This window comes from Clostridium oryzae (assembly GCF_002029235.1).
Taxonomy (GTDB): Bacteria; Bacillota; Clostridia; order Clostridiales; family Clostridiaceae; genus Clostridium_AE; species Clostridium_AE oryzae.
Genome location: NZ_MZGV01000005.1, coordinates 66,304 through 91,129, shown reverse-complemented (window position 1 = coordinate 91,129; position 24,826 = coordinate 66,304). Strand labels below are relative to the sequence as shown.

The 24,826-nt window shown below is 32.8% G+C and carries 18 protein-coding genes; 14 read left to right on the top strand and 4 right to left on the bottom strand.

Features of this window, described 5'->3' with window-relative positions; translation table 11 throughout:
- The first annotated feature begins 21 nt into the window (after window positions 1–21).
- From CLORY_RS03905 to CLORY_RS03880, 6 genes are all read left to right on the top strand, one after another.
- Window positions 22–906, top strand: coding sequence for a carbohydrate ABC transporter permease (locus CLORY_RS03905; protein ID WP_079422202.1), 885 nt, complete (start codon window positions 22–24; stop codon window positions 904–906).
- Window positions 907–1,081: 175 nt separating this feature from the next.
- A complete protein-coding gene (locus CLORY_RS03900) occupies window positions 1,082–2,770 on the top strand; it encodes an extracellular solute-binding protein (protein ID WP_079422201.1) in 1,689 nt (562 codons plus the stop codon).
- A 118-nt stretch (window positions 2,771–2,888) separates the two neighbouring features.
- On the top strand, window positions 2,889–4,571 hold the full coding sequence (locus tag CLORY_RS03895; RefSeq protein WP_079422200.1) for a glycoside hydrolase family 13 protein: 1,683 nt from the start codon (window positions 2,889–2,891) through the stop codon (window positions 4,569–4,571).
- A gap of 62 nt (window positions 4,572–4,633) precedes the next feature.
- Window positions 4,634–5,920 carry an alpha-amylase family glycosyl hydrolase gene (locus tag CLORY_RS03890; protein WP_079422199.1) on the top strand — a complete coding sequence of 429 codons (1,287 nt, stop codon included), beginning with the start codon at window positions 4,634–4,636 and terminating at the stop codon, window positions 5,918–5,920.
- A 114-nt stretch (window positions 5,921–6,034) separates the two neighbouring features.
- On the top strand, window positions 6,035–7,720 hold the full coding sequence (locus CLORY_RS03885) for a glycoside hydrolase family 13 protein (protein WP_079422198.1): 1,686 nt from the start codon (window positions 6,035–6,037) through the stop codon (window positions 7,718–7,720).
- Window positions 7,721–7,798: 78 nt separating this feature from the next.
- Entirely contained in the window at window positions 7,799–8,656 is an 858-nt protein-coding gene (locus CLORY_RS03880) for a YitT family protein (protein WP_079422197.1), read from the top strand.
- Between the two features lie 23 nt (window positions 8,657–8,679).
- On the opposite strand, the gene CLORY_RS03875 is transcribed toward CLORY_RS03880, so the two are convergent.
- Window positions 8,680–9,783 (bottom strand): TFIIB-type zinc ribbon-containing protein, encoded by a 1,104-nt coding sequence (locus CLORY_RS03875; protein WP_079422196.1) that lies wholly within the window; start codon window positions 9,781–9,783, stop codon window positions 8,680–8,682.
- An 11-nt stretch (window positions 9,784–9,794) separates the two neighbouring features.
- Window positions 9,795–10,937, bottom strand: coding sequence for an SPFH domain-containing protein (locus CLORY_RS03870; RefSeq protein ID WP_079422195.1), 1,143 nt, complete (start codon window positions 10,935–10,937; stop codon window positions 9,795–9,797).
- A 204-nt stretch (window positions 10,938–11,141) separates the two neighbouring features.
- Between CLORY_RS03870 and CLORY_RS03865 the strand changes: the two genes are divergently transcribed.
- Window positions 11,142–11,741, top strand: a complete 600-nt coding sequence (locus CLORY_RS03865; RefSeq protein ID WP_079422194.1) for a dienelactone hydrolase family protein — start codon at window positions 11,142–11,144, stop codon at window positions 11,739–11,741.
- 6 nt (window positions 11,742–11,747) lie between these two features.
- On the opposite strand, the gene CLORY_RS03860 is transcribed toward CLORY_RS03865, so the two are convergent.
- A complete protein-coding gene (locus CLORY_RS03860) occupies window positions 11,748–12,476 on the bottom strand; it encodes a class I SAM-dependent methyltransferase (protein WP_079422193.1) in 729 nt (242 codons plus the stop codon).
- Window positions 12,477–13,460: 984 nt separating this feature from the next.
- On the opposite strand from CLORY_RS03860, the gene CLORY_RS03855 reads away from it, so the two are divergent.
- The 3 genes from CLORY_RS03855 to CLORY_RS03845 all read left to right on the top strand — a co-directional run bounded on the left by CLORY_RS03855 (window position 13,461) and on the right by CLORY_RS03845 (window position 15,860).
- On the top strand, window positions 13,461–13,880 hold the full coding sequence (locus CLORY_RS03855) for a hypothetical protein (RefSeq protein ID WP_079422192.1): 420 nt from the start codon (window positions 13,461–13,463) through the stop codon (window positions 13,878–13,880).
- A gap of 181 nt (window positions 13,881–14,061) precedes the next feature.
- Window positions 14,062–15,411, top strand: a complete 1,350-nt coding sequence (locus tag CLORY_RS03850; RefSeq protein ID WP_079422191.1) for a glucose-6-phosphate isomerase — start codon at window positions 14,062–14,064, stop codon at window positions 15,409–15,411.
- Between the two features lie 2 nt (window positions 15,412–15,413).
- Window positions 15,414–15,860 (top strand): YaiI/YqxD family protein, encoded by a 447-nt coding sequence (locus CLORY_RS03845; protein ID WP_079422190.1) that lies wholly within the window; start codon window positions 15,414–15,416, stop codon window positions 15,858–15,860.
- 60 nt (window positions 15,861–15,920) lie between these two features.
- Here the strand turns inward: CLORY_RS03845 and pulA are convergent, their stop codons facing one another.
- A complete protein-coding gene (pulA, locus tag CLORY_RS03840) occupies window positions 15,921–18,053 on the bottom strand; it encodes a type I pullulanase (protein ID WP_079422189.1) in 2,133 nt (710 codons plus the stop codon).
- Between the two features lie 538 nt (window positions 18,054–18,591).
- Here pulA and CLORY_RS03835 point away from each other — a divergent pair.
- From CLORY_RS03835 to pcrA, 4 genes are all read left to right on the top strand, one after another.
- A complete protein-coding gene (locus CLORY_RS03835; protein WP_079422188.1) occupies window positions 18,592–20,598 on the top strand; it encodes a triple tyrosine motif-containing protein in 2,007 nt (668 codons plus the stop codon).
- Between the two features lie 75 nt (window positions 20,599–20,673).
- Window positions 20,674–21,402 carry a pseudouridine synthase gene (locus CLORY_RS03830; protein WP_079422187.1) on the top strand — a complete coding sequence of 243 codons (729 nt, stop codon included), beginning with the start codon at window positions 20,674–20,676 and terminating at the stop codon, window positions 21,400–21,402.
- 735 nt (window positions 21,403–22,137) lie between these two features.
- Window positions 22,138–22,440: a YerC/YecD family TrpR-related protein gene (locus CLORY_RS03825; protein ID WP_079422186.1), complete on the top strand. Its 303-nt coding sequence runs from the start codon at window positions 22,138–22,140 to the stop codon at window positions 22,438–22,440.
- A gap of 131 nt (window positions 22,441–22,571) precedes the next feature.
- Complete coding sequence (pcrA, locus tag CLORY_RS03820; RefSeq protein ID WP_079422185.1) at window positions 22,572–24,815, top strand: DNA helicase PcrA; 2,244 nt, start codon at window positions 22,572–22,574, stop codon at window positions 24,813–24,815.
- Window positions 24,816–24,826: the final 11 nt, after the last annotated feature.

Below are 24,826 nucleotides of genomic sequence, written 5' to 3'. Positions count from 1 at the left end.
AAGTTTCGGGGGGTGGATCTTTTGATTGAACGTAAAACAGTTGGTTCAAGAATATTTAATGTTACAAATGCAATAATATTGATTTTAATTACACTCTTATGTCTGCTGCCTCTTTGGTACATATTAATGGTTTCTCTTAGTGACAAAGGGGCAGTTAATGCAGGACAAGTTACCTTTTGGCCAATAGGCTTCAACATACTTTCATATAAAAAGATTGTTGGTGAATCGGCGTTTTTAATGTCTTTCTGGGTATCGGTAAAAAGAGTTTTTCTGGGAACAGTAGTAGGTGTAGGTGCAATTGTGTTGATGGCATATCCTTTATCTAAAACATCTAAGCAGTTACCTCATCGTAATGTTTACATGTGGGTGCTCATATTCTGCATGCTATTTAACGGCGGTACAATTCCTTGGTATCTTACCGTAAAAAAATACGGATTAATAGATTCAATTTGGGGGTTGGTACTTGCTGGAGGACTTCCAGTTTTCAATGTTATATTAGTAATTAACTTCTTCAGGAATATACCTCCGGCACTGGAGGAAGCAGCTTTTGTAGATGGAGCCGGTCCTTGGCGTACGTTATTTCAAATTATTATTCCGCTTTCCGGGCCAGTAATTGCAACTATTACATTGTTTACTATAATAGGTCACTGGAATGAGTTCTTCCAGGGATTGGTTTTAAATACAAAGCAGTCTAATTATCCACTGCAGACTTATATTCAACAGTTAGTTGTAGTTTTAGATTATAGTACTATGGACACAGAGCAGATTAAACTTGCATCCATGCTTAATAATAAATCGCTTAATGCTGCAAAAATTTTCATAGCAATGATTCCAGTGTTGATGATTTATCCATTTCTTCAAAGGTATTTTATAACAGGAATTACTTTAGGCTCAGTAAAAGAATAACCTATTACGATTTTAATTGTACAGTATAGGAAAAATTTATTATGCATACATAGAAAAGATCGCAATTGCTGGATATTTTCCATGGATAAGTTTAGCTTACACAATCTTTTCCTATATAAGTACAGTTGAAATATATGTACCAAAAATATATTTTATAAATTAAGGGGGAATTAAAATGAAAAAGAGTAAAGTTTTAGCGTCATGCTTGGCAGTGTCTATGTTAGTTGCAACTGGAACAGCTTGTGGAAAAAAAGCAACACAAAGCAAGACGACTACTACACTTTCAAAGGCTGAACAAAAGCCTTTTGGAAGGTATAAAAAACCAGTTACTATTCATCTTGTTCGTACACTAGATCCTAATGTAAAGTTCGATAAAGGAGAATCAATAGAAAAGAATGGGTATATCGATGCTATTAAAAAGAGTCTTAATATCAACGTAAAATTCGATTGGGTTTGTGCACCAGGAGATTGGAATCAGAAGATGAGCTTGGCTATTTCATCCAACAATCTTCCGGATGCTGTAATTGTTGATATGACAAGATATAAAGCAATGATGAAATATAATCAGATTGCCGATTTAACTAGTACATTTAAGAATTCTGCCTGTGATTTATTAAAAAGCTATTATAAGAGTGGTGGAAGTGCTTTAACTAAATTAACTGAGGTAAATGGCAAAATAATGTCCGTTCCTGCCACTTCGCCAAAAGCAAATGGGTTTAATGAAATGTGGATTCGTCAGGATTGGCTCAAAAAGTTAGGCTTGAAGGCACCCACTAATATAGAAGAACTAAAGGCAGTTGCAAAAGCTTTTGTTGAAAAAGATCCTGATGGTAATGGCAAGAAAGATACTATTGGTATAATCGGACCTGCTAAGTCAGGAACATTAAGCGGTACAGATGGTACTCAGTTTGGATTAGACCCTATTTTCAGTTCATATCAATCTTATCCAGGATATTGGCTGAAAGACAACAGTGGTAAAGTTGTATATGGTTCTACACAACCTCAGACAAAACAGGCACTTCAATCTTTAGCTGATATGTATAAGGAAGGATTACTTGATAAGGAACTGTTAGTAAGAGATGATAGTATGCCGCCAGTTAAAGATGGTAAAGTTGGTGTATTCTTTGGACCTTGGTGGGAAGGTTATAACATCTCTGATGTATATCTTCAGAACCCTCCTCAGGATTGGCAGGCATATGCAGCTCCGCTTGCTTCAGATGGCAATTATTATGCACATTTGTCAGCTCCAGCTTCTAACTTCTTAGTAGTAAACAAGAATTATAAGCATCCTGAAGCTGCTGTAAAGATTATTAACTTACTTCTAAGAGACGAACCAAAATGGGTAGCAAGTGGTTTAAGCAAAAACACTGGTACCGGAGCAGCTTACCCATTATTCTCTGTATTTGATAATGTTGATGAACTAGAGTCATCCTATAATATCTTGACAAAATTCATGAAGGGTGAAACTACTATAAAAGATACTGATTTTAGTACTCATAAGCTTTTAAAAGGTGATATGGAGGCTATTAAGCAGTTAAAGAAAAAACCATATGATGATTACTCAATAAACAATTGGAACTTAAAGAGCAAACTTGAATCTAGCAACCTTCCTCGTTTAGTATCCATTATGGTTGGAGATAAACCTCTTTCAACTGAGAAAAACATAAAAGGAGTCTATAGCCTTTATTATGGTCAAACACAGACAATGGAATCTAGATGGGCTAATTTGCAGAAGCTTGAGCAGGAAACTTTTGCAAAAATAATTATGGGAACAGCTCCTATAAGCTCCTTTGATGATTTTGTTAATAAGTGGAATCAGCAGGGTGGAGAAAAGATCATCAGTGAAGTAAGCAAAATTAAATAGCAGATATAGTTTTATGAACTGGAATTGTTGGATAGACGGTTCCAGTTCAAATTTTAATAGAAAGATGATTATCTTTTGCAAAGTAAAAATGCTAAAAGTGTAAATTAGAGGTGAAAAAATGGTTTGTATGAAAAGATGGTGGAAAGAAGCAGTAGTATATCAGATTTATCCAAGAAGTTTTAAAGATTCAAATGGCGATGGAATCGGTGATTTACAAGGTATAATTGAAAAATTGGATTATCTGAAGAAGCTTGGAATAGGTGTTGTATGGCTGAGCCCAGTTTATCAGTCTCCAAATGATGATAATGGGTATGATATAAGTGATTATAGAGCTATTATGAAGGAATTCGGAACTGAAAAAGACTTTGAAGAGCTCCTTCAGGGAATGCATCAAAGAGGTATTAAACTGGTAATGGATCTGGTTGTAAACCATACCTCTGATGAACATAAGTGGTTTATAGAGAGCAGAAGCTCAAAAGATAATCAATTCAGAGATTATTATATCTGGAGAAATGGAAAGGATGGTAATCCTCCAAACAACTGGGGTTCCTTCTTCAGTGGTTCTGCATGGAAATATGATAAAGCCACTGACCAGTATTATTTTCACTTATTTTCAACTAAGCAGCCAGATTTAAATTGGGAAAATAAGAAAGTAAGATCTGAAGTCTATGATATGATGAAATTCTGGTTTGATAAGGGAATAGATGGCTTTAGAATGGATGTCATAAATTTAATATCTAAGGTGCCGGGACTTCCTGACGGAGAAAAAGGAGAAAACGATCTTTACGGTAACGGCTTTCCTTTTACTGCGAATGGGCCAAGAATACATGAATTCCTGCAGGAAATGAATAGAGAGGTATTAAGTAAATATGACATAATGACTGTAGGTGAAGCACCAGGTGTAGATCCTAAAACAGCAGAGCTATATGTAAATAGTGATAGAAATGAACTCAATATGATTTTTCAATTTGAACTTATGGATATAGATTCAGGAGAACACGGGAAATGGGATATAAAGCCATGGAAACTCACAACATTTAAAGAAATAATGTTTAAATGGTATGACACATTAAAAGGAAAAGGATGGAATTCACTATTTTTAAATAATCATGATCAACCAAGAATGGTATCTAGATTCGGAAATGACAAAGAATACAGAGTTGAATCAGCGAAGCTGCTGGCGACGTTTCTTCATACATGGCAGGGAACACCATACATCTATCAAGGTGAAGAAATTGGAATGACCAATGTGCATTTTAATGATATTTCTGAGTATAAAGACATTGAGAGTATTAATATGTACAAAGAGATGTCAGCATTGGGCGTACCAAAGGAAACATTGATGAAAGGTATTTATGCCAAAGGAAGGGACAATGCAAGAACTCCAATACAATGGAATTCATCTGAGAATGCTGGCTTCACTGATGGAAAGCCTTGGATTAATGTTAACCCAAACTACAAAGAAATAAATGTTGAAAGAGCATTAGCTGATAAAAGTTCTGTATTTTATTACTATCAAAAGTTAATCCAGCTGAGAAAACAATATGAGGTAATAGTATACGGTGATATAAACATGTTATATAAAGATGATGAAAGTATATTTGCTTATACAAGAAACCTCAATAATGAACGTTTGTTAGTTATTCTGAATTTCTTTGACAGTAAAGTAGAATTTAATCTTCCAGAGGACATTGAGTATAAAGCAACGGAGCTTCTAATAAGTAACTATCAGGTTGAAGAGCATGATCTTCATAGTATTAGGTTAAGGCCTTATGAAGCAAGGGTGTATCTATTAAAATAATGCTAAATATCGAAAAGCTAGGAATTTATTTAAGAGGATATTAATAAGAGGGGTGCATATAAGTGGCTAAGAATACAGATATAAAATTGAGGAACAGTACAATATATTCTGTTTATGTAAGAAATCATACAAAGGAAGGTGACTTTAAAGGAGTCACGGAGGATTTAGATAGAATAGCTGATTTAGGTGTAGATATAATATGGCTTATGCCAATACATCCAATCGGTCAGGTTAACAAGAAAGGTAAGCTAGGATGTCCTTACTCAATTCAGGATTACAGAAAAGTAAATCCAGAGTATGGTACATTAGAGGATTTTAAAGAGCTTATTTCAGAAACCCATAAAAGAGGAATGAAACTTATTATCGATGTAGTTTATAATCATACATCACATGAATCCGAACTTCTGAAAAGCCATCCGGAGTATTTTTATAGAAAAGAAGACGGGCAGCCTGGAAATAAAGTAGGCGGCTGGTCGGACATAATTGACCTAGATTATGATAATAAAGAACTATGGGATTATCAGATAGAAACATTAAAATACTGGGTACTGCTTGGAGTAGATGGTTTCAGATGCGATGTAGCGCATCTTGTGCCGATTGAATTTTGGACAAGGGCTAGAAGAGAAGTTGCATCAGTAAAGAAAAATGCTATTTGGCTGGCAGAAAGTGCAGATTCGTATTTTCTAAAAGAACTGAGACAAAGAAAAATAATGGCACATTCCGACAGTGAGGTTTTTCAGGCTTTCGATATTGCATATGATTATGATACTTATAAATATTTTGCAGAATATCTGAGAGGCGAGAGAGGGCTAAGCTATGTTTTAGAAGCAAAGCGCAATCAGGATTTTATTTATCCTGAAAACTATGTAAAGCTTAGATTTTTGGAGAATCATGATAATCCAAGAATAACCTATTATTTAAAAGAAGAGACTGATTTGAAAAACTGGACTGCTTTTATGTTTTTCGAGAAAGGAGCAGCACTTATTTATGCTGGTCAGGAAGCAAAAGATGATAATACTCCTGATCTGTTTAACAGTGACCCAGTAAACTGGAATAAGGATATAAAATTCTATGAATATATAAAGAAGCTTATTCAAATTAAAAAAGCAGATATTTTTGCATATGGACAGTATGAGATATTACAGCAAAAGAAAATTGGTGTTATAGAAGCAAGATATGAGTATAAAGGTAGACAGCTTATTGGAATATTTAATGTAGAAAGAAAAATAGGGAGTTACAAGCTGAATATTAAGGATGGAACTTACAACAATCTTATAGATGGAAGGGTCATACAAGTTTCAGAAGGTAAAATTGAACTTCAATTAAAACCTATTATCTTAGAAGCATAATAGCTTATTTATTTGCCCATAGTATAAGTCTGCAGAAATTTTATTTAAAATTAGAATTTCTAGCAGGCTTATATGCAGTTAATATAGTTTTTTAGGAATGGAAGGGATGAATATATGGATAGAAAATGGTGGAAAGAGGGAGTAGCATATCAAGCATATGTAAGAAGTTTTAATGATTCAGATGGTGATGGTATAGGTGACCTCAGAGGTATTATTGAAAAACTGGACTATTTGAAAGATCTTGGAATAGATATGCTGTATTTAAATCCAATTAATAAATCACCAAATGAAGACAATGGATATGATATTAGTGATTTTAAAGACATAATGGATGAATTTGGAACGTTATCTGATTTTGATGAACTTGTTAGAGAACTTCACCAAAGAGATATGAAATTAATTATGGATTTAGTAATTAATCATAGTTCCGATGAACATCCATGGTTTATTGAAAGCAGAAAAAGTAAAGACAATCCATATAGAGATTATTATATATGGCATTCAGGCAGGAATGGTACTCCTCCTAATAATTGGGGATGTTTTTTTGGAGGAAGTGCATGGGAATATGATGAAACATCTGGAGAATATTATCTTCACATATTTTCAAAAAAACAGCCGGATTTTAATTGGAGAAATAAAAACTTAAGAGAAGAAATGAAAGGTGTAATAAGATACTGGATTGATAGGGGAGCGGACGGCTTCAGAATGGATGCTATAAACCATTTAGAAAAAGATCACAGTTTCCCGAACGGTATAGTCAGAGAGGGAGAAGTATACGGTGATTTCATAAAATACGTGCAGAACCTTCCTGAGGTACATGGGTACTTAAAGGAATTAAGGAAAGAAGTATTTAATTCTGGGTATCATGTAGTCATCGGAGAAACCGGTGGAATAAATCATGAAAATGCATTTATTTATACTGGCAAGGATAGAAATGAACTGGATATGATATTTCATTTTGATATGCACAGTGTAGGCAGGGGGGAAAGACCTTGGGAAAGGAAACCTATAGACCTTATTCAGGATATTAAGAAAAAAATGTCTGGCTGGCAGCTTAGACAGGAAGAAGAAGGCTGGTGCCCTTTATTCTATTCTAATCATGACACTACCAGAACTGTATCAAGGATGGGAGATGATGAAAAATATTGGAGGGAATCTGCAAAAATGCTTGCAACTTTGCAGTTTACACAGAAAGGCACTCCCTTTGTTTATTATGGTGACGAGATTGGAATGACTAATGCTAAGGGATTTGAGCTGAAGGATTACAGAGATCCATCAGCATTTATTAAGCATAGAGAATTAGTTGAAGCTGGTCTAGTTAGTGAGGAAAACTATTTATTAGGACTGTATTATACCTCACGAGATAATTCCAGGACTCCGATGCAGTGGGATGATAGTCAAACCGCTGGCTTTTCAACCGGAACTCCTTGGATAAAGGTTAATCCAAATTATAAAAAGATAAATGTGAAAGATCAACTACAAGATCAACAGTCTATATTGATGTACTATAAGGCACTAATAGCATTAAGAAAGGATAATCCAGCTTTAGTGTACGGAAATTTTATCGAACTCAATAAAGAGCATAACAAGATATATTCGTACATAAGAGAATTAAATGACAGCAGAATGCTAATAGTAGTTAATTTTTTTAGTAATGAACCTATATTTGAAATTCCAAAGAATGTTCATTTAGAACATAGTAAACTTCTATTATCAAACTATAAAGTAGAAGCTGGGGGCCAGGATAATAAAGCAGCGTTTAAATTGAGACCTTATGAGGCCAGAATATATAGATTATAACAATATGTAATAGAGTATAGCACTACACTGTAGAGATATGCTATAATAATAATGATTAAGTTTAGAGAGGATGGTTTAATGATCGCTAAGAAAGAGAAAATATATACTATAGTATCAAAGATATTATTAATAATTATAGGCGCATCCTTATCTTCAATAGGTCTTGAAATATTTCTGGTACCTAACAGAATTATTGATGGCGGTGTTGTTGGCATATCTATTATTTCTAGTTATTTAACTAAGTTTCCACTTGGTCTTTTTACATTTATTCTAAACGTTCCATTTTTTATTATAGGATATAAGCAGATTGGAAAATCTTTTGTGCTGCATACACTTCTTGCTGTTACGAGTCTTTCTATTGGGGTTTCGATACTTCATCCTATACCTGGACTTACTCATGATATATTTCTTGCTGCAGTTTTCGGAGGAATTATCAATGGAGCTGGAGTTGGACTAATAATCCGTTCTGGTGGCTCACTTGATGGAACGGAGATAGTAGCAATCATTTTTGATAAAAAAACTAGCTTTTCTATTGGTGAAATAGTTATGTTTTTTAATATATTTATACTTACTGGTGCAGGATTTATTTTTGGTTGGGACAGAACAATGTATTCGTTAGTAGCATATTTCATCGCGTTTAAAGTCATCGATATAGTAGTAGAAGGAGTAGACGAATCAAAAGCAGTTATGATTGTATCGGATGAAAGCGAAGAGATTACCTCAGCTCTTACAGATCGACTTGGAAGAGGGGTTACGATATTAAACGGAAAAGGTGCTTATTCAAAAGCACCATATAATGTAATATATGTGGTAGTTTCACGTCTTGAATTGTCTAAGCTTAAATCTATAGTGTTGAACTTCGATGAAAATGCATTGATTACGATTGGAAGCGTAGAGGTGGCTGGAAAGAAGTACAAGAAGAAAGCTATACACTAAAAAATCGGCGATTAGCCGATTTTTTAATTGCTGAATAGCCAAGCTCCGATTCCGGCAATTACGGCTACAAGTAGTAATATGGTGATTAATATTTTAACAACGCTCAATGGATACTTTCCTTGAACCTCTCCAGTTTGTCCATTCACTAGATATTGATATATTTTATTTCTATATATAAATGAAGAAACCCATATTGGTAATAGTATATGTTTATATGTCACACCATAGAAACCCGTATCTATGTTTAAATTTCTTATTTCATCTGCATCAATCTGATTTCGGATTCCGTTTTCAATTTTCTCATCCATAATTGGGGTAGCTTTAGACCAGCCTTCTTTTAATGTTACACTGTATCTTTCTGCTAAAAATCCAGACATATACTGAGTATTATAATGAGTAAGTTCAGTCAAATCAAATGGCTCAAGTTTACGTATAAGCTTATCGTTAACTTTTTTAGAAGCATTTATTAGTATGTCATTGAAAAATCTTGAATAGCTGCCACTGGTATATTCCCAGCGAGTTTTTTTGACCTGTTTTTCAACTTGTTTTCTTTCACCATCTTCTTCTACCCATTCAGTTTCTGTAACATAATAATAGGTACCTGCCTCAGCTGTATATGTAGATCGTGTATCTGCATCATAAGTCCAAAATGGTATATATACTCCTGTAATTCTCTGAGCTTGATAACTTGTTTTTAACTTCCTTGGAGCCAAGAATCTATGCTTTATCCATTTTGTAAAACCTGTTTCTGCATTTTTTCTCGAAATCGTAAATGGTATAAGCGATTCAGGTGCAATACCAACGGAAGATTCATTTCTTACGATATGAGAAGAACCGCAAAAAGCACAGAATTCAGCCACAGCAGTATGATCTAATATGGTATCAGCTCCGCAATTTTCACAATGAATAATTCTCTTTTCAGTTCCCCAATCGGTTGAAGCCTGTTCATCTGCATCTAAGAAATAATATTCTGTTATGGGAGTATCATCTTTTTCAATTTCTGACTTTAAGCCGCAATAAGGACATACAAGTTTTTGAGATGCAGGATCAAAAACCATATTGGCTCCGCAACTTGGACAAGGAAATATATCTGTTTTTTCAATAGTACTCTTATGCTTATTTTCCATCAAAGTCCCTCCTATTCAATTTTATTACCACATTCAGTACAGAACTTTGAAGCTGCAGGCACCGGTTTGCCACAAACCTTGCAGAAAACATCTTTTACAGTCTGCGGAGCACCACAATCAGGGCAAAATTTCAATCCCTCTTCTATTTCACTGCCGCATTTTATGCATTTAACTGTAGGCTTTATCAGCATATTACCGCAGGAGGAACAGAATTTAGAACCAGCTGTTACCTGAGCATTACACTTTGGACAGGTTACTGTGTTAGTTGGTTGAACGGAGGTAGTAGTTTGACTATTTTTATTTAATGCATCAGTAATAATATTTCCCACAGCATTTCCTACTCCAAAGCTCATACCTAAACCTGAGGCACCATTACAAGGGTTTTGAGCAACATCTCTTATAGCCTCAGCAGCTTGATATTGAGTATACTGCTGCATGTTTCCAAGTACCCCCATAGAAGTTTTTTTATCAAGTACTTTTTCAACCTCTTCCGGAAGAGATATATTTTCAATGTAGAGCGAAGATAGTTCAAATCCTAGAGCTTGAAATCTATCTTGAAGTTTAACTTTAGCTGATTCTCCGAATTCATCATAATGAGTAGCAAGATCTAGTGCCGGTATTCTAGATTCGGCAATCATATCAGAGATTCCAGATATTAGGGCGCGTTTTAGCTGCCCAACAATATTTTCAGTATCGAAAACATCTGTAGTTCCGAATACTTCCTTAAGAAATTTACCAGGGTCTACTACTTTAAACGAGAATATGCCAAAGGCACGAAGCCTTATAACTCCGAATTCAGCATCACGCATCATAATAGGATTGGATGTACCCCATTTCTGATCGGTGAATTGTTTTGTATTAATAAAATAAACTTCTGCCTTAAAAGGGGAGTTAAAATCATAAGCCCAAGCACGAATCGTTGAAAGAACAGGCATGTTTTTTGTAGTCAACATATATCTTCCTGGTCCAAAAACATCAGCAATCTGACCTTCGTTTACAAACACTGCCATCTGAGATTCTCTTACAGTAAGCTGAGCTCCCATTTTAATTTCTTTATTTTCTACAGGAAATCTATAAACAATAGTGTCACTGCTGGAGTCTGTCCATTCAATAACTTCTATAAATTGATTTTTAAATATATTGAAAATACCCATAATTAATCACCGTCCTAATATATATTATAAATTATATAGCAATAAATTGGAATATTATAATGAAATATGTAATATGTAATCAATGATGAAAATAATTAAACAATATGATATAATCACTACTAATTAAATTTATATGTAATGACAGGAGTATTATATGAATAAATCCAGGATATATAAGGTTCTAAAGAAATAGGGGAGAATTCAATGATAAAGTTTATAAATAATAATGAACGAGTGATTATAGTTTTGCATGAAATATATGGGATAAATCAACATATGCATCAAGTATGCGAATACTACAGCAGCTTAGGGTTTGATGTAATTTGTCCAGATTTACTTAGTTTAAATAAAAGTTTTGACTATGCAGTTGAGCAAGAAGCTTATGAGAACTTTAAGAAAAATGTTGGCTTCATTCCAACTGCTGATCGAATTAAAAGGTTACTAAAAGAATTAAAAGAAGTGTACAAGTATGTGTTCATATTAGGCTTCAGTGCTGGTGCATCTATAGCATGGTTATGCAGTGATTCAGACGTCAAATGTGATGGAATAATAGGCTACTATGGCTCTAGAATAAGAGATTATTTATATGTAGTTCCAAACTGTAAGGTATTACTGATTTTTGCTGAAGATGAGAAATCCTTTAGTCCCAGGGAGTTATTAAGAGTTCTTAGTGAAAAAACAAATGTCAGTGCACATGTATTAGTGGGAAAACATGGCTTTAGCGATCCGTTTTCCCCAAATTACTGTGCACAAGCAAGGGATATTGCTAATAGACTAGTAAATGATTTTTTATCAGGGCTTTAACCAAGATTATTTCCTTCCGAGGATAACAAGCTCTGTGGCATTCATAAACCCAACTTTATATAAGTTCTGTTTAAGTGAAGATATTTTGCTTTTTATATTATCAAACTCTTTGTTTCCTTTTAATTTTTCAGCATAATTATCTATACTGTTAAAACAACTGTCTAATATTTCTTTTTCTTCGGCTTCATTTACGTCAGCTTTCTGTTCCTCAGCAGTACTATATTCAAAAATATCTTCTATTTTAACACCAGTTTCTTTTACAATATCTATGATAGCTTGTCTTTTAAAAGTTTTTGCATGATAAGTACCAGCTAACATATTCATTTCAGCACAAAGATGATGTATATAGACATGAGAAAGCTGCTTTAGTGCTTGATTATCACAGAACATTTCATTTATTATGAAAAAACCATTTGGTTTAAGAACTCTGAGCATTTCACTTAATACTTGCTTATAATTAGGCAAATGGTGAAGAGTATTTGAAATGCAAACCGTATCCATGCTGTTGTCTTCAAAAGTCATTTTATCAGCTGACATATTGATAAATTGAATGTTTTGCTGTTTATTAGATTTTTTTAAAGATTGTATAGCGTCTTTACTATTATCAATACCTATTATTTCATTGTAATCTTTGAACAGTTTGGTAATTACAGAAATAAAATAACCATCTCCTGTACCTACATCTAATATTCTCCCGCCTGATATCTTGTTGAATTTTTCTTCTAATATACTCATAATATTTTTTACAGTAAACCTAGTACCTCACAGTACATTTAGATTGTTTACTTCCTTTCGTTTTTAGTTTGTTCCTTATGTAGAATGATACCATAAGTGTCATAATAATACAAATATTGAACTTTATAATAGATTGTGTGAGGATAATGTATTAGTAGAATTATTTTCGAAAAATTAATTCTTAGTTGTAAAGCTATCATTTAAATATTTCTTTTTGTACTTACAAAACATTTTAGGCTTATTAAGCAGATTATTATCAATAGAACAGAAAATATTAAGAAAGAACTTCCTATACCTATGATATTGTATAGAGGAGTTTATTATCGGAATTATTATGCTTCCAATAGCAAGCGCGTAGTCAAAATACACAATAGCTACAGCTTTTATAAACTATTACTTCTTAGTTTTTACTTCTTACCTACTCATTAATTGAATGTACTGTTAAAAGGATGTAATTATATAATATACGAAGTGATATGAAGATAACTCTTAAGAAAATACTATTAAACCAATAAACAAGAGAAGAATTTGAAAGAAGCAATATATAAAATAATATTTTGTAAATACATAGAGCCGGCTAAGGCAGGAAGTGATTGGGGGAGGCATTTTTCAGCCGACGGAAATCACTTCCTGCCTTTTTTGGCGATTAAGTTGATTTTTTATAGATAAATTATGATAAGACCGTTTAACCGTTTCCAAAGACGTTTCCTGTCTATACGAAATACTTAGACGGATACTAGGATTACTGGCTTATATCAAAAAAAATTCTCTAATTTTATAACGTTTTTCACTTATTAAACTCAATAAATATTTTTATTATACATTATTAGCATTACAGAGTAGAACAATTATAGACAAAATATTGAGAAAATTTCGACAAATAGAGGATTTTGACATTTTATGTAGAATATATTATGTATAAGCTAAAGATGCGTAACAGTAAATATATAAGTATAAAGTTATATTTATTAAGGGGTTGATATAGTGATTAATTTAACCATTGGTCTAATTTGTCAAAGTCACAAACCACTAGAAGGAAATTACTGTTATTATTTAAAAGAATTATGTTACCAATTATCGGGAAACAATTATCAAAATCAATGCAGATATATGTGTGAAGAAGAGTATGAGGTAATGCAATCTTTTTATAAAAAAGAAGAAATACTGGTATTTTCAGAACTCAAAAACAATGATTCTAATTCAGATGAGAGTATAATTAATTTTAATGATGAGGTTAGCTGGAATATTGCAGGAGAATCTTATGATGAAATAATGAAGCTTGTACAGGGACTATACAGGATACCATCATTTAATATATCTGGAGTGGAATTTATTATTAAATCTATTGAATTAAATAGAGTCTATGATGATGTAAAGAGTAACAGTAAAGTATTTACTGCTTAAGATATTAGCATATATAGATAAAAATATATTTAATGGACTTGATTTAATTTTAAATATAAAATAAAATTTGTTATGGAACGATAAATAAAACTTGGACAATATTTACTCAAAAGTTCTAAATAAGATTCTGTGCCAATTAACTAAAATAAAAGTCTATTAGAGTATATAAGGAGGAACAAAAATGTCTGAAACATTAAGTATTGATTTGTCAAAGTTAAAACCTTATGTTGGTGATGAAGAGGTAAGTTATCTTACATCTATGATATCAGCAGCAGACAAGCAACTTAAAGAAAAAACTGGAGCAGGTAGCGATTTTCTTGGATGGATTGATTTACCTGTAAATTATGACAAGGATGAATTTGCAAGAATAAAGAAAGCAGCAGAAAAGATAAAGAGCAATTCTGATGTGCTTATAGTAATCGGAATAGGTGGTTCATATCTTGGAGCTAGAGCTGCTATTGAAATGTTAAATCATACATTTTATAATGCTTTATCAAAAGAGGGGAGAAAAGCACCACTCATATTCTACGTTGGAAATAATATAAGTTCAACATATATGGCAGATTTACTAGAGGCAATTGAAGGAAAAGACATATCGGTAAATGTAATATCAAAATCTGGTACTACAACTGAGCCAGCTATAGCATTCAGAATATTTAAAGAATATGTTGAAAAGAAATATGGAAAAGAAGCTGCTAAAGAAAGAATATTTGCTACAACAGATAAAGCAAAGGGAGCTTTAAAAAATCTTGCTGATGCAGAAGGTTATGAAACATTTGTAATCCCTGATGATGTAGGTGGAAGATATTCAGTTCTTACTGCCGTAGGACTTCTTCCTATCGCTGTAAGCGGAATTGATATAGATGAAATGATGAAAGGTGCAGCAGATGCTAGAAAAGTTTATGCTGAAACTGATTTGAGCAAAAATGATTGCTATAAATATGCTGCTGTAAGAAATGTATTATACAATAAAGGTAAGACTACAGAAATTCTAGTAAACTATGAGCCAAAACTTCATTATTTTGGTGAGTGGTGGAAACAGCTTTATGGAGAGAGTGAAGGAAAAGATAATAAGGGTATATTCCCAGCTGCTGTTGATTTTTCTACTGATCTTCATTCTATGGGACAATATATTCAAGAGGGAAGAAGAAATATATTTGAAACAGTTATAAATATTGAAACTCCTGAAAAAGAAGTAGTTATAAAAGAAAGTAAAGAAAATGTTGACGGACTCAATTTCTTAAGTGGTAAAACTATGGACTTCGTAAATAAAAAGGCATTTGAAGGAACACTTCTTGCACATAATGATGGTGGAGTGCCTAATATAGTTATTAATTTACCAAAACTTACTCCATATAATTTTGGATACATTGTATATTTCTTTGAAAAAGCATGTGGAATAAGTGGATATCTGCTTGGTGTAAACCCATTCAATCAGCCAGGAGTTGAAGCATATAAGAAGAATATGTTTGCTCTTCTTGGAAAACCTGGTTATGAGAGCATGAAGGCAGATCTTGAAAAAAGATTATAAGAATGAGAATTTTAGTAGACGGAGATGGCGCTGCTGGAAGAGATATAATAGAGAAGGTAGCCAGGCATTATTGCTTGGACCTTCTTATATTCTGTGATATAAATCATGCTATCTTCAGTGACTATGCTGAGGTTAAAATAGTAGACAGCGGTTTTCAAAGCGTTGATATTATTCTTATCAACAATGCACAAAAGGGTGATATTGTGGTTACTCAGGACTATGGAGTGGCTGCTATGTCCCTAGCTAAAAAAGGTTTTGCTATAAGTCCATCGGGATATATATATGACGAAGAAAATATAGATAGGCTTCTTATGGAAAGGCATATAAAAGCAAAGATAAGACGGGCTGGCGGCAAGACAACAAATGCTAAAAAGAGAACTGAAAATGATGATATGAGACTTGAAAGAAATCTTTCAAAGCTCGTTGAATCATCTTTGGAAGATAAATAAAAAGCTATTAATCAAGATGTTCTTACATTTTGGTTAATAGCTTTTTCTAATTAACAATTCCTAATTGCTTTTATACGCTATTATCGCTGAAACTGGAGATACAGTTATCATAGAACCCTCTATTTTTTCGAGTACCTCTAAACCGGCAGATTTGCCGTTTGCAACAATATTCCAGCTGCCATCTGGTATCGAAATGCTTTGAGTTTCACTAGTGCTGTTGTAAATAATCAAAATATCATTCCAAGAATCTCTGGCTCCATTATCCTTGAGTAAATAGGCCACAGTATTAGGTGGAGACGGTAAAAAAACTAAGTGATCTTTTATATCTTCAGAGGAAACTTCTCTGAATGCATTGTGTCCTCTTCTTATACTTATAAGCCCTTTCACATATTGAAATAAATCCATATTTTTATACTTTAAATTCCAATCTATTCTATTAATGATATCTGTGGCGTTATAACTATTTGAAATTCCAGATTTAGTTCTGCAAAATTCGCAGCCTGAGTGAAGTAAAGGTATCCCCTGAGAAGTAAGCAGTATACCATAAGCAAGTTTGCACATGGCCTTAAGATTATTCTCTGAAGCACCCGGACAACTTATTTTAAGTTTATCCCATAAAGTATAATTATCATGGCAACTGATATAATTTATAGTTTGAGTAGGAGAGTCAAAAATAGGACTTTTATCATCAACTGTTATGCAGCAGCCTGCAGCACAATACTTTATCATGCTTTCTAGATTTTGCTTTCCGCTTACAAATCCTTTTTCGTTCTCCTGAAAAACGCTGCCTTTTATGCTATCTCTAATGACATCATTAAAAAATCCTAAATTCTTAGTAGCTCTGTTATTATTAATTGAGCAGCGTTTGCATTCAGCGATTGCAGTACCCATGTTCCAACCTTCACCATAAATTATCACATCACTGTTTCTAGACTTTAATTGTGAAATAATATAATTTACTGTGTCTACATCCAAAATACCCATGAGATCGAACCTAAAACCATCTATGTGGTATTCTTCCATCCAATATATCAGTGAATCTGTTATAAATTTTCTAACCATAGAATGTTCTGATGCAATATCGTTACCGCATCCGCTTCCATTACTTATATCACCGTTCTCACACTCTCTAAAAAAGTAGTGTGGAAATAAGTTGTGAAGATTTGAGTATTCGTATTTAAATATATGGTTATATACAACATCCATTATTACACCAATATTGTTTCTGTGAAAAGCAGCCACAGCTTGTTTAAGTTCAAGTATCCTAGATAATGGATTACTTGGTGCAGTTGAGTAATTACCTTCAGGAATATTATAGTTTTGAGGATCATATCCCCAATTGTATTTGTAAGGATGTTCTTCATCTACACTCTGGTAGGAAAAATCGAAAACAGGCATAAGCTGAACGTGTGTTATGCCAAGTTCCTTTATATGACTTAAGCCGGTTAAAATATTTTTTGACGAAGAAGTGTTTTCTTCGCATAGGCCAAGAAATTTTCCTTTTTTCTCAATACCGCTATCTGGGTGTATAGAAATATCACGTACATTAATTTCATATAGTACAGCATCAGAATAATTGGATAGTGGAATATGGCTATCCTTTGAAAATCCTTTTGGATTCGATAGGGAAAAATCCAGTATCGCACCTTTTATTCCGTTAATGCTGCAGGCTCTAGCATAGGGATCTATAATCTCATTTTCTTCTCCCTGTATTTTAACCTGATAGTTATAGAAAAAACCGTTATAGTCACCGCTTAATTTAATCTGCCATACGCCGTTTTTAGTTTCCTCCATAGAAAATTTTGAAGGAACAGAATTTGCAGAATCGTATATCAATAAGTCAACATTTTCAGCTATTGGCGACCATAATTTGAAAATTGTTTGAGTTTTACTGTAATGGATTCCTAAAGGCTTTTCAGTATAATATCTGTCATCAAATTCTTTTGTAGAGTATAGAGAGTAGTAGTTTACATTAAATTTTTGGTTATCATATTCGATAATTGTTTTATATTTTATATTGATTTCGGCTGTAAGCTTCAAATAAACGCAGGAGTCTTTGATCGAAGTTTTTTCTATAGAGATGAATTTTTTTCCGTTTATTACATTGATATTTTGCTGGTTTAAATAGTCCGAACTATCTGTTTTAATACAAACTGTGGTAAAATCTATAAGAGAGCAATTTAAAAGCTGCATTTGGGCTCAGCCTCCTAATATTATATAAATGAAAATCTAGCTAAAAGTTATAGGGTTTCTATACGTAAACTTAACTTATACATGGTGAATTATCGAACGCTTCAACGATCATTCGACGTGTATAAGTTAATAGTTGAAGTAGAAACCCTATATAGGAAAACATTAAGGAAACTTAACTTATACATCGTAAAAACATCGAAGGTATATCATTTATTTTCAAGTATAAGTTAGTAATCTAAGGTTGCTTCCCTAATTAGAGTTTCAATGCAGAAACCCTGTATAAATAATCAATACGGAATTTTAATCTGCGTGATGGCATTATTGAATGTTAACAAATCTTTCGTATTGTTTACCCTTTTCTATATTATACTCTAAAAATTGGATTTAGATATACATAAAAATAATCAGTAGTTACCAAAAAAATAAGTGGAAATAAAAGGAATTTATAGTATAATTATAGTTATTAGACTTTGTCTATCAACTAGATATATATATATATATATATATAATATGATACAGGCGATAAGGTGGTGTAAAAATGGAAGATGCTAATATAGTGTTTAGTATTCCGGGTCCAGCAGAGAAAAACAGCAAAATAGAAATAAAAGTAGAAAATTTACACGAAAGTGATTATCTATTTAAGTTTATGCTTGGGATAGATGGAGTATGGAATATACTTCAGGATTTTTCGGAAAATGAAAGTACAGTTTGGACACCAAGTCAGGAAGGCAAGTACATAATAATGGTTCAAATGAAGAAAAAAGATAGTGTTAAACCCTTTGATAAAGTCCTTAGATCTGATTACATAATAGGAAGGATCGAGGAAAATATAATTGATTCACTGGAAATAGATAAGCATGAATTAAAAGTTGGAGATAAGCTAAACCTAATAGTTAATGTTAATAAGACGTCTGTTGTCTATAAATATTGGATAAAAGTTGAGGATAAATGGGAAATATTAAGAGATTATTGTGCGGAAAATACACTGAGTATAACAGCAAAAAATCCTGGGACTAATCAGTTGTTAGTGGAATGCAGAAATTTGGATTCAAAGAATACTTTTGATGATTTTAAAAAAATAGAATTCGAAGTGCTGCCAATAAAAAAGTTAGAGATTAAAAATTTTAAGTGCCTTTCAACAGTTATGTTATCAGGAGAAGAATTAGTTTTTCAAGTTGATGCTGATTATGAAGACAATAGAATGGTGTTATACAAATTTATTAAAATAACTAAGACAGGAAAAGCTACATGTATTCAAGACTATTCAACTAAGAGAATGGTCAGCTATATTGAAGATGACCATGGAGATTTTAAGCTGCTTTGCATGGCTAAAGATATGTATTCGGTTGAAGAATATGATGATAGGGCAATCATAGCTTATAAGGTAAGACCTTATGAGGATATAGAAATACAAAGTTTTACCAGTGATGTTATGTCTCCTCAGATATGCGACAGTTCCATAGAACTAAAGGCAGTGGTCAAAGGAGGAAAAAATCTTCTTTATAGATATATAATAGATGGAAACAGTTCAAAAGACTCTGGGTATATTAATGATAGCAGCTTTATATGGACACCAGAAAGGTCTGGAGAATACAAAGTAACTTTACTAGTTAAAGATAAAAGCTCTAAAGAAAAGTTTGAAAAACAGACTTCATTTAAATATATTATTGATGATTATAGTGTGAATCCAGTAAAGATTAAGGACATAATACTAAGTAAAGAAGATAATGTTGTTGTAGGTGAATCCATAAATATTAAAGCCATCGCTACAGGTGGTATAGATTTACGATATTCTTTTTCAGTAAAAAAAGATGGTATTGAGATTGAAAAGGTTAATTATGGAAGCTGCAGCTGGGTCAATTTTACACCAGATAATGAAGGAGAGTATGAATTTGAAGTAAGGGCTAAGGATAAATATTCTACCAAACAGTATGACAGCCATGAAATAATACATTTGACTGCTAGAAAGTATCTTCCTGCTGAAATAGATTATGTGCTTATGCCTGCCAAGGAAAATTATTTAGTTGGTGACACGATAAGGTTTGACATCATAGCTCAGAAAACACAAGATACACTTATAAAATATGTGCTTAAAATTAACAGCCATCTTGTTGAAGAAACAGATTATATTAAGAGCGATAGATATCTGGTAAATCCTAAATGCAGCGGCAGCTATGTAGTTGAAATAATGGCTAAAAACAAAAAAAGTTCAGAGGCATATGACGATAAAAAAATAATAAATATATATGTAAATGATGCACTGCCTGTAACCAATACGAAAATACTTTGGGATAAAGTAAATATCAAGGTGAATGAACCTGTAATATTTTCAGTAAAATGTGAAGGCGGAAAAGATGTTGTATATGAGTTTTATCTTATGGAACACGAGGATTGGGTATTGTCCCAAAAATATAGTAAAATGAATTACTTTAGTTTCATTCCGTATAGCAGTGGTAATTATAAAATACTTGCTTTAACAAAGAGCAGTTATAAAGACATTTCATATGAAGATTATGATATGATAGAATTTAATGTAAATAAATGAAGATTTATTTTCAGTGCCAGGTATTTGCAGTATTTAAGTGAATACCTGGAACTTATGTGAAAAGGTGGTAAACTAATGGAAAGATTAGATAAGGTACTAGCAAATTTAGGATATGGAAGCAGAAAAGAAATAAAGGTCCTTGCGAAGAAAGGGGTTATAGTAGTTGATGGTGTAATCCAGAAGGATTCAGCTGCTCAGGTTAACCCAGAAAGCAGTAGTATTGAAGTTAACGGTGAAAAGATATTTTACAGAAAAAATATATATCTTATGCTAAATAAGCCTGATGGAGTTATTTCAGCTACGGAGGATAATTATGACAAAACAGTAATAGATCTTATTGATGCAAAGTATGCAGCTTTTAATCCTTTTCCTGTTGGAAGGCTCGATAAGGATACAGTAGGACTTTTATTACTTACTAATGATGGAGAGCTGAATCATAGGCTTATAGCACCAAAGTGGCATGTGGATAAGGTTTATTATGCTAAAATCGATGCTTCAGTGGATGAAGAAGATCAAAAAGCGTTTGAAAAAGGAATAACTTTAGATGACGGCTATAAATGTATGCCTGGAAATCTTGAAATACTGTCAGTTTCAGATAATTTGTCTGAGGTTAAAGTTACGATACATGAAGGTAAATTTCATCAGGTAAAAAGGATGTTTGAAAGCCTTGGAAAACACGTTATTTATTTAAAAAGAGAAACCTTTGGGCCGATAAAACTGGATACGAACTTGGAAGAAGGAGAGTATAGGGAGCTTACTGAAGAAGAGGTAAATCAATTAAGAGTGGCAGTGAAGCTTGTTTGAATGGGAAATTAAATATATTGCGAATTAAATGCTCTAGACGGAATAGTCTAGGGAAAGTGCATTAAATAGGTATGAGAGTTAAGAGTAAAGAGAAAAGAGAAAAGTGAAGGTTAAAATTCAGCTGAGCTGAATTTTGATTGTATAGAGACTCTCAATTATTTAGATAATCCTTTTGCAATACTAGGTATAGTCTTAGTTTTTAGAAAGTTATCTGCTGTTAATCGGATTTAAATTCTTAGAAATTCTGCGCAGCAGAATTTCTTCCTTCACTTTTCTCTCTACTCTTTACTCTTTTCTCTTACCAATATTTAAAGCATACACTAACTACTTAATATTATCTTCATTTAATTCACTTTCTTGGTTCATAATATATTTATATTAAGAATTAATACTTAATAAATTAAAATATCAGTTTATTTCAAGATCATTTATGTGTAAACGTTACAAAATGAAAGTTTTATATCATATTAATTAAAAATTTACAATTTATTTTGCAATATGTCTTGCATAGAGATTGTGTTTTATGTATAATAGTTCCTGCAAGGATAAATAAAAGGAAGAATTAGCCCCCTTTTTATTTATAGTGCTTTAACACAACCTAGCCCCAAGGGTTGTGTTTTTTCTTTTTTAATATTGTTATAGTTTTTTATGTGTACTATAATTAGAGTATACACTTTAGAGAGTTAATGTGTAAAAGCTTAGACTTCTTTATTTTGGTTAAATGGAGGATGTTAAATGGAAGATTATATTTCAAAACTTCAAAGTGAAGATATGGACTTTTTATTTGATGCAATTATAAGTCTTAAAAATAGAGAAGAATGTTATAAGTTTTTTGAGGATTTGTGTACTGTTACAGAAATCAAAGCATTGGAACAGCGTCTTCAGGTAGCGAATATGCTTAAACATGGAAAAACTTACAATGATATAGCTAAAACAACTGGTGCCAGTACTGCTACCATAAGCAGGGTAAATAGATGTCTTAATTATGGAAGCGATGGTTATAATATAGTACTTGATAGGATAACAAAGGGTGAATAAATAATTTTTACTAGTGAAATTTTACTACATATAGGTTATTATTATTAATAGAGAGCGTTACGGCATATTGAAGTATGCCTCAAATTAGAACTCAGCTTAGGCTGAGTTTTATCTATAAAGGAAGTGATTTTTTGGAACTTAAAAAATTGTTAAATAAGGAACAATATGTTGCTGCTACTACGGTACAAGGACCACTTTTAATACTTGCAGGAGCTGGCAGTGGAAAAACGAGAGTTATCACATATAGAATCGCTCATATGATTCAAGATCTAGGAATATATCCTTCTCAGATATTAGCTATAACTTTTACTAATAAGGCAGCTGAAGAAATGAGAGGAAGAGTTCGGAATATGGTAGGCGATGACGTAGATAATATGTGGATATCTACATTTCACTCCTCTTGTGTAAGAATACTCAGAAGAGAAATAGATAAGTTAGGTTATAAAAAAGATTTTACGATATATGACAGTTATGACCAGAAGACGCTTATAAAGCAATGTATGAAGGAACTGTCCATAAATGATAAAGACATTACTGAAAGTGAAATGTTAAGTAGGATAGGAAAAGCAAAAGATAATCTTATTTCAGCAGATAAATTTAAAAAAGAAAATCAATTTAATTTCAGAGAAAATAAAATAGCTGATGTGTATCTGCTTTATGAGAAAAAGCTTAAAGCGAACAATGCACTTGACTTTGATAATCTGCTTTTTAAAACTGTGGAGTTATTCCAGAAAAATAGAGATGTGCTTGAATTCTATCAGAGAAAGTTTAAATACATAATGGTGGATGAGTATCAGGATACAAATAGATGTCAATATGAATTCATAAGACTTCTTGCACAGAGCCATAAAAATATTTGTGTAGTTGGTGATGATGATCAGTGTATATATGAATTCCGTGGAGCTGATATCAAAAACATATTAGATTTTGAAAGAGATTATCCTAATGCAAAAGTGATTAAGCTTGAAGAGAATTATAGATCTAAGTCCAACATATTAGAGGCAGCTAATAATGTGATAAGAAATAATGCTGAGCGTAAAGATAAAGCCTTAAGAACAGAGGCGGATTCAGGAGATAAAATCAAGATATACAGAGCAGAATCAGACAGAGATGAAGGGGAATTTGTGGCTGCAGAGATAAAAAAAGCAGTTATGAATGAGAAAAGAAAATATAGCGAATTTGCAATATTGTATAGAACTAATGCTCAATCGAGAATATTTGAGGAGATATTCGTAAAGAGAGATATTCCATATAGACTTATCGGTGGTCTTAAGTTCTATGACAGAAAAGAAATAAAAGATATAATGGCATATCTAAAAGTACTGAATAATCTTGATGATGATATAAGTCTCCAGAGAATAGTAAACGTACCAAAGAGAAACATAGGGGCTACCACTGTAGAGAAACTTTTGCAGTATGGTAATGAATATGAAGATAGTCTGTTTAATATTATGCTGGATGCAGAAGCCCTGCCTAGTATAACGGCCAGAACTAAGAATTCTATAAGTAAATTTGTAAACCTCATGGAAGATTTACTTGCTAAAAAAGAGGAGCTAACGGTTTCGGAGCTTTTGAATGCAGTACTCGAGGATACAGGCTATCTAAAGGAACTTAAGCAGTCTAATGAGGTTGAAGATCAGTCACGTATAGAAAACATAGAGCAGCTTGTATCAGAGGCTGTTGATTTTGAAAACAGCAGTGAAGATAAATCATTATCTGCATTTCTTGAAAAGGTATCGTTGGTAGCTGATGTTGATAATTATGATGAACAGGCTGAGACTGTAGTATTGATGACAGTACACAGCGCTAAAGGTCTTGAATTTCCAGTGGTATTTATGGTAGGAATGGAAAATGGTATATTTCCAGGAACAGCTTCTTTTAATAGTGAACACGAGATGGAGGAATCCAGAAGACTTTGCTATGTTGGTATTACCAGAGCAAAAGAAAAACTATATATGACATCTGCTCAGATGAGAAGGGTATTTGGAAGCATAACTTCCCATGAAGCATCAGATTTCCTTAAAGAGATACCAGATAATATAAAGGAGAATCTGAATGGAAAAAATGGTTTTAGGCAAAACTTTGGACATGGAAGTTATGACAACAGGAATTCTTATGAAAATAAAACAAGTAATGACTTCTTAAGTAAAAAGGTTCAATATACTATGCAGCAGAAAGTGCCTAAACCAACCGGAAAAAGGATTACTGAAGCTGATGCGCGTTTAGGGCAGAAGGTAATGCATCAGAAGTTTGGTACAGGAACCATAGTAAGCATCAGTAAAGATGGGAGCGATTTGAAGCTAAGTATAGCTTTTAATAATATGGGAATCAAACAATTTCTATTAAGTATGGCTCCATTAGAGTTAGTAAATTGATAAACAATATG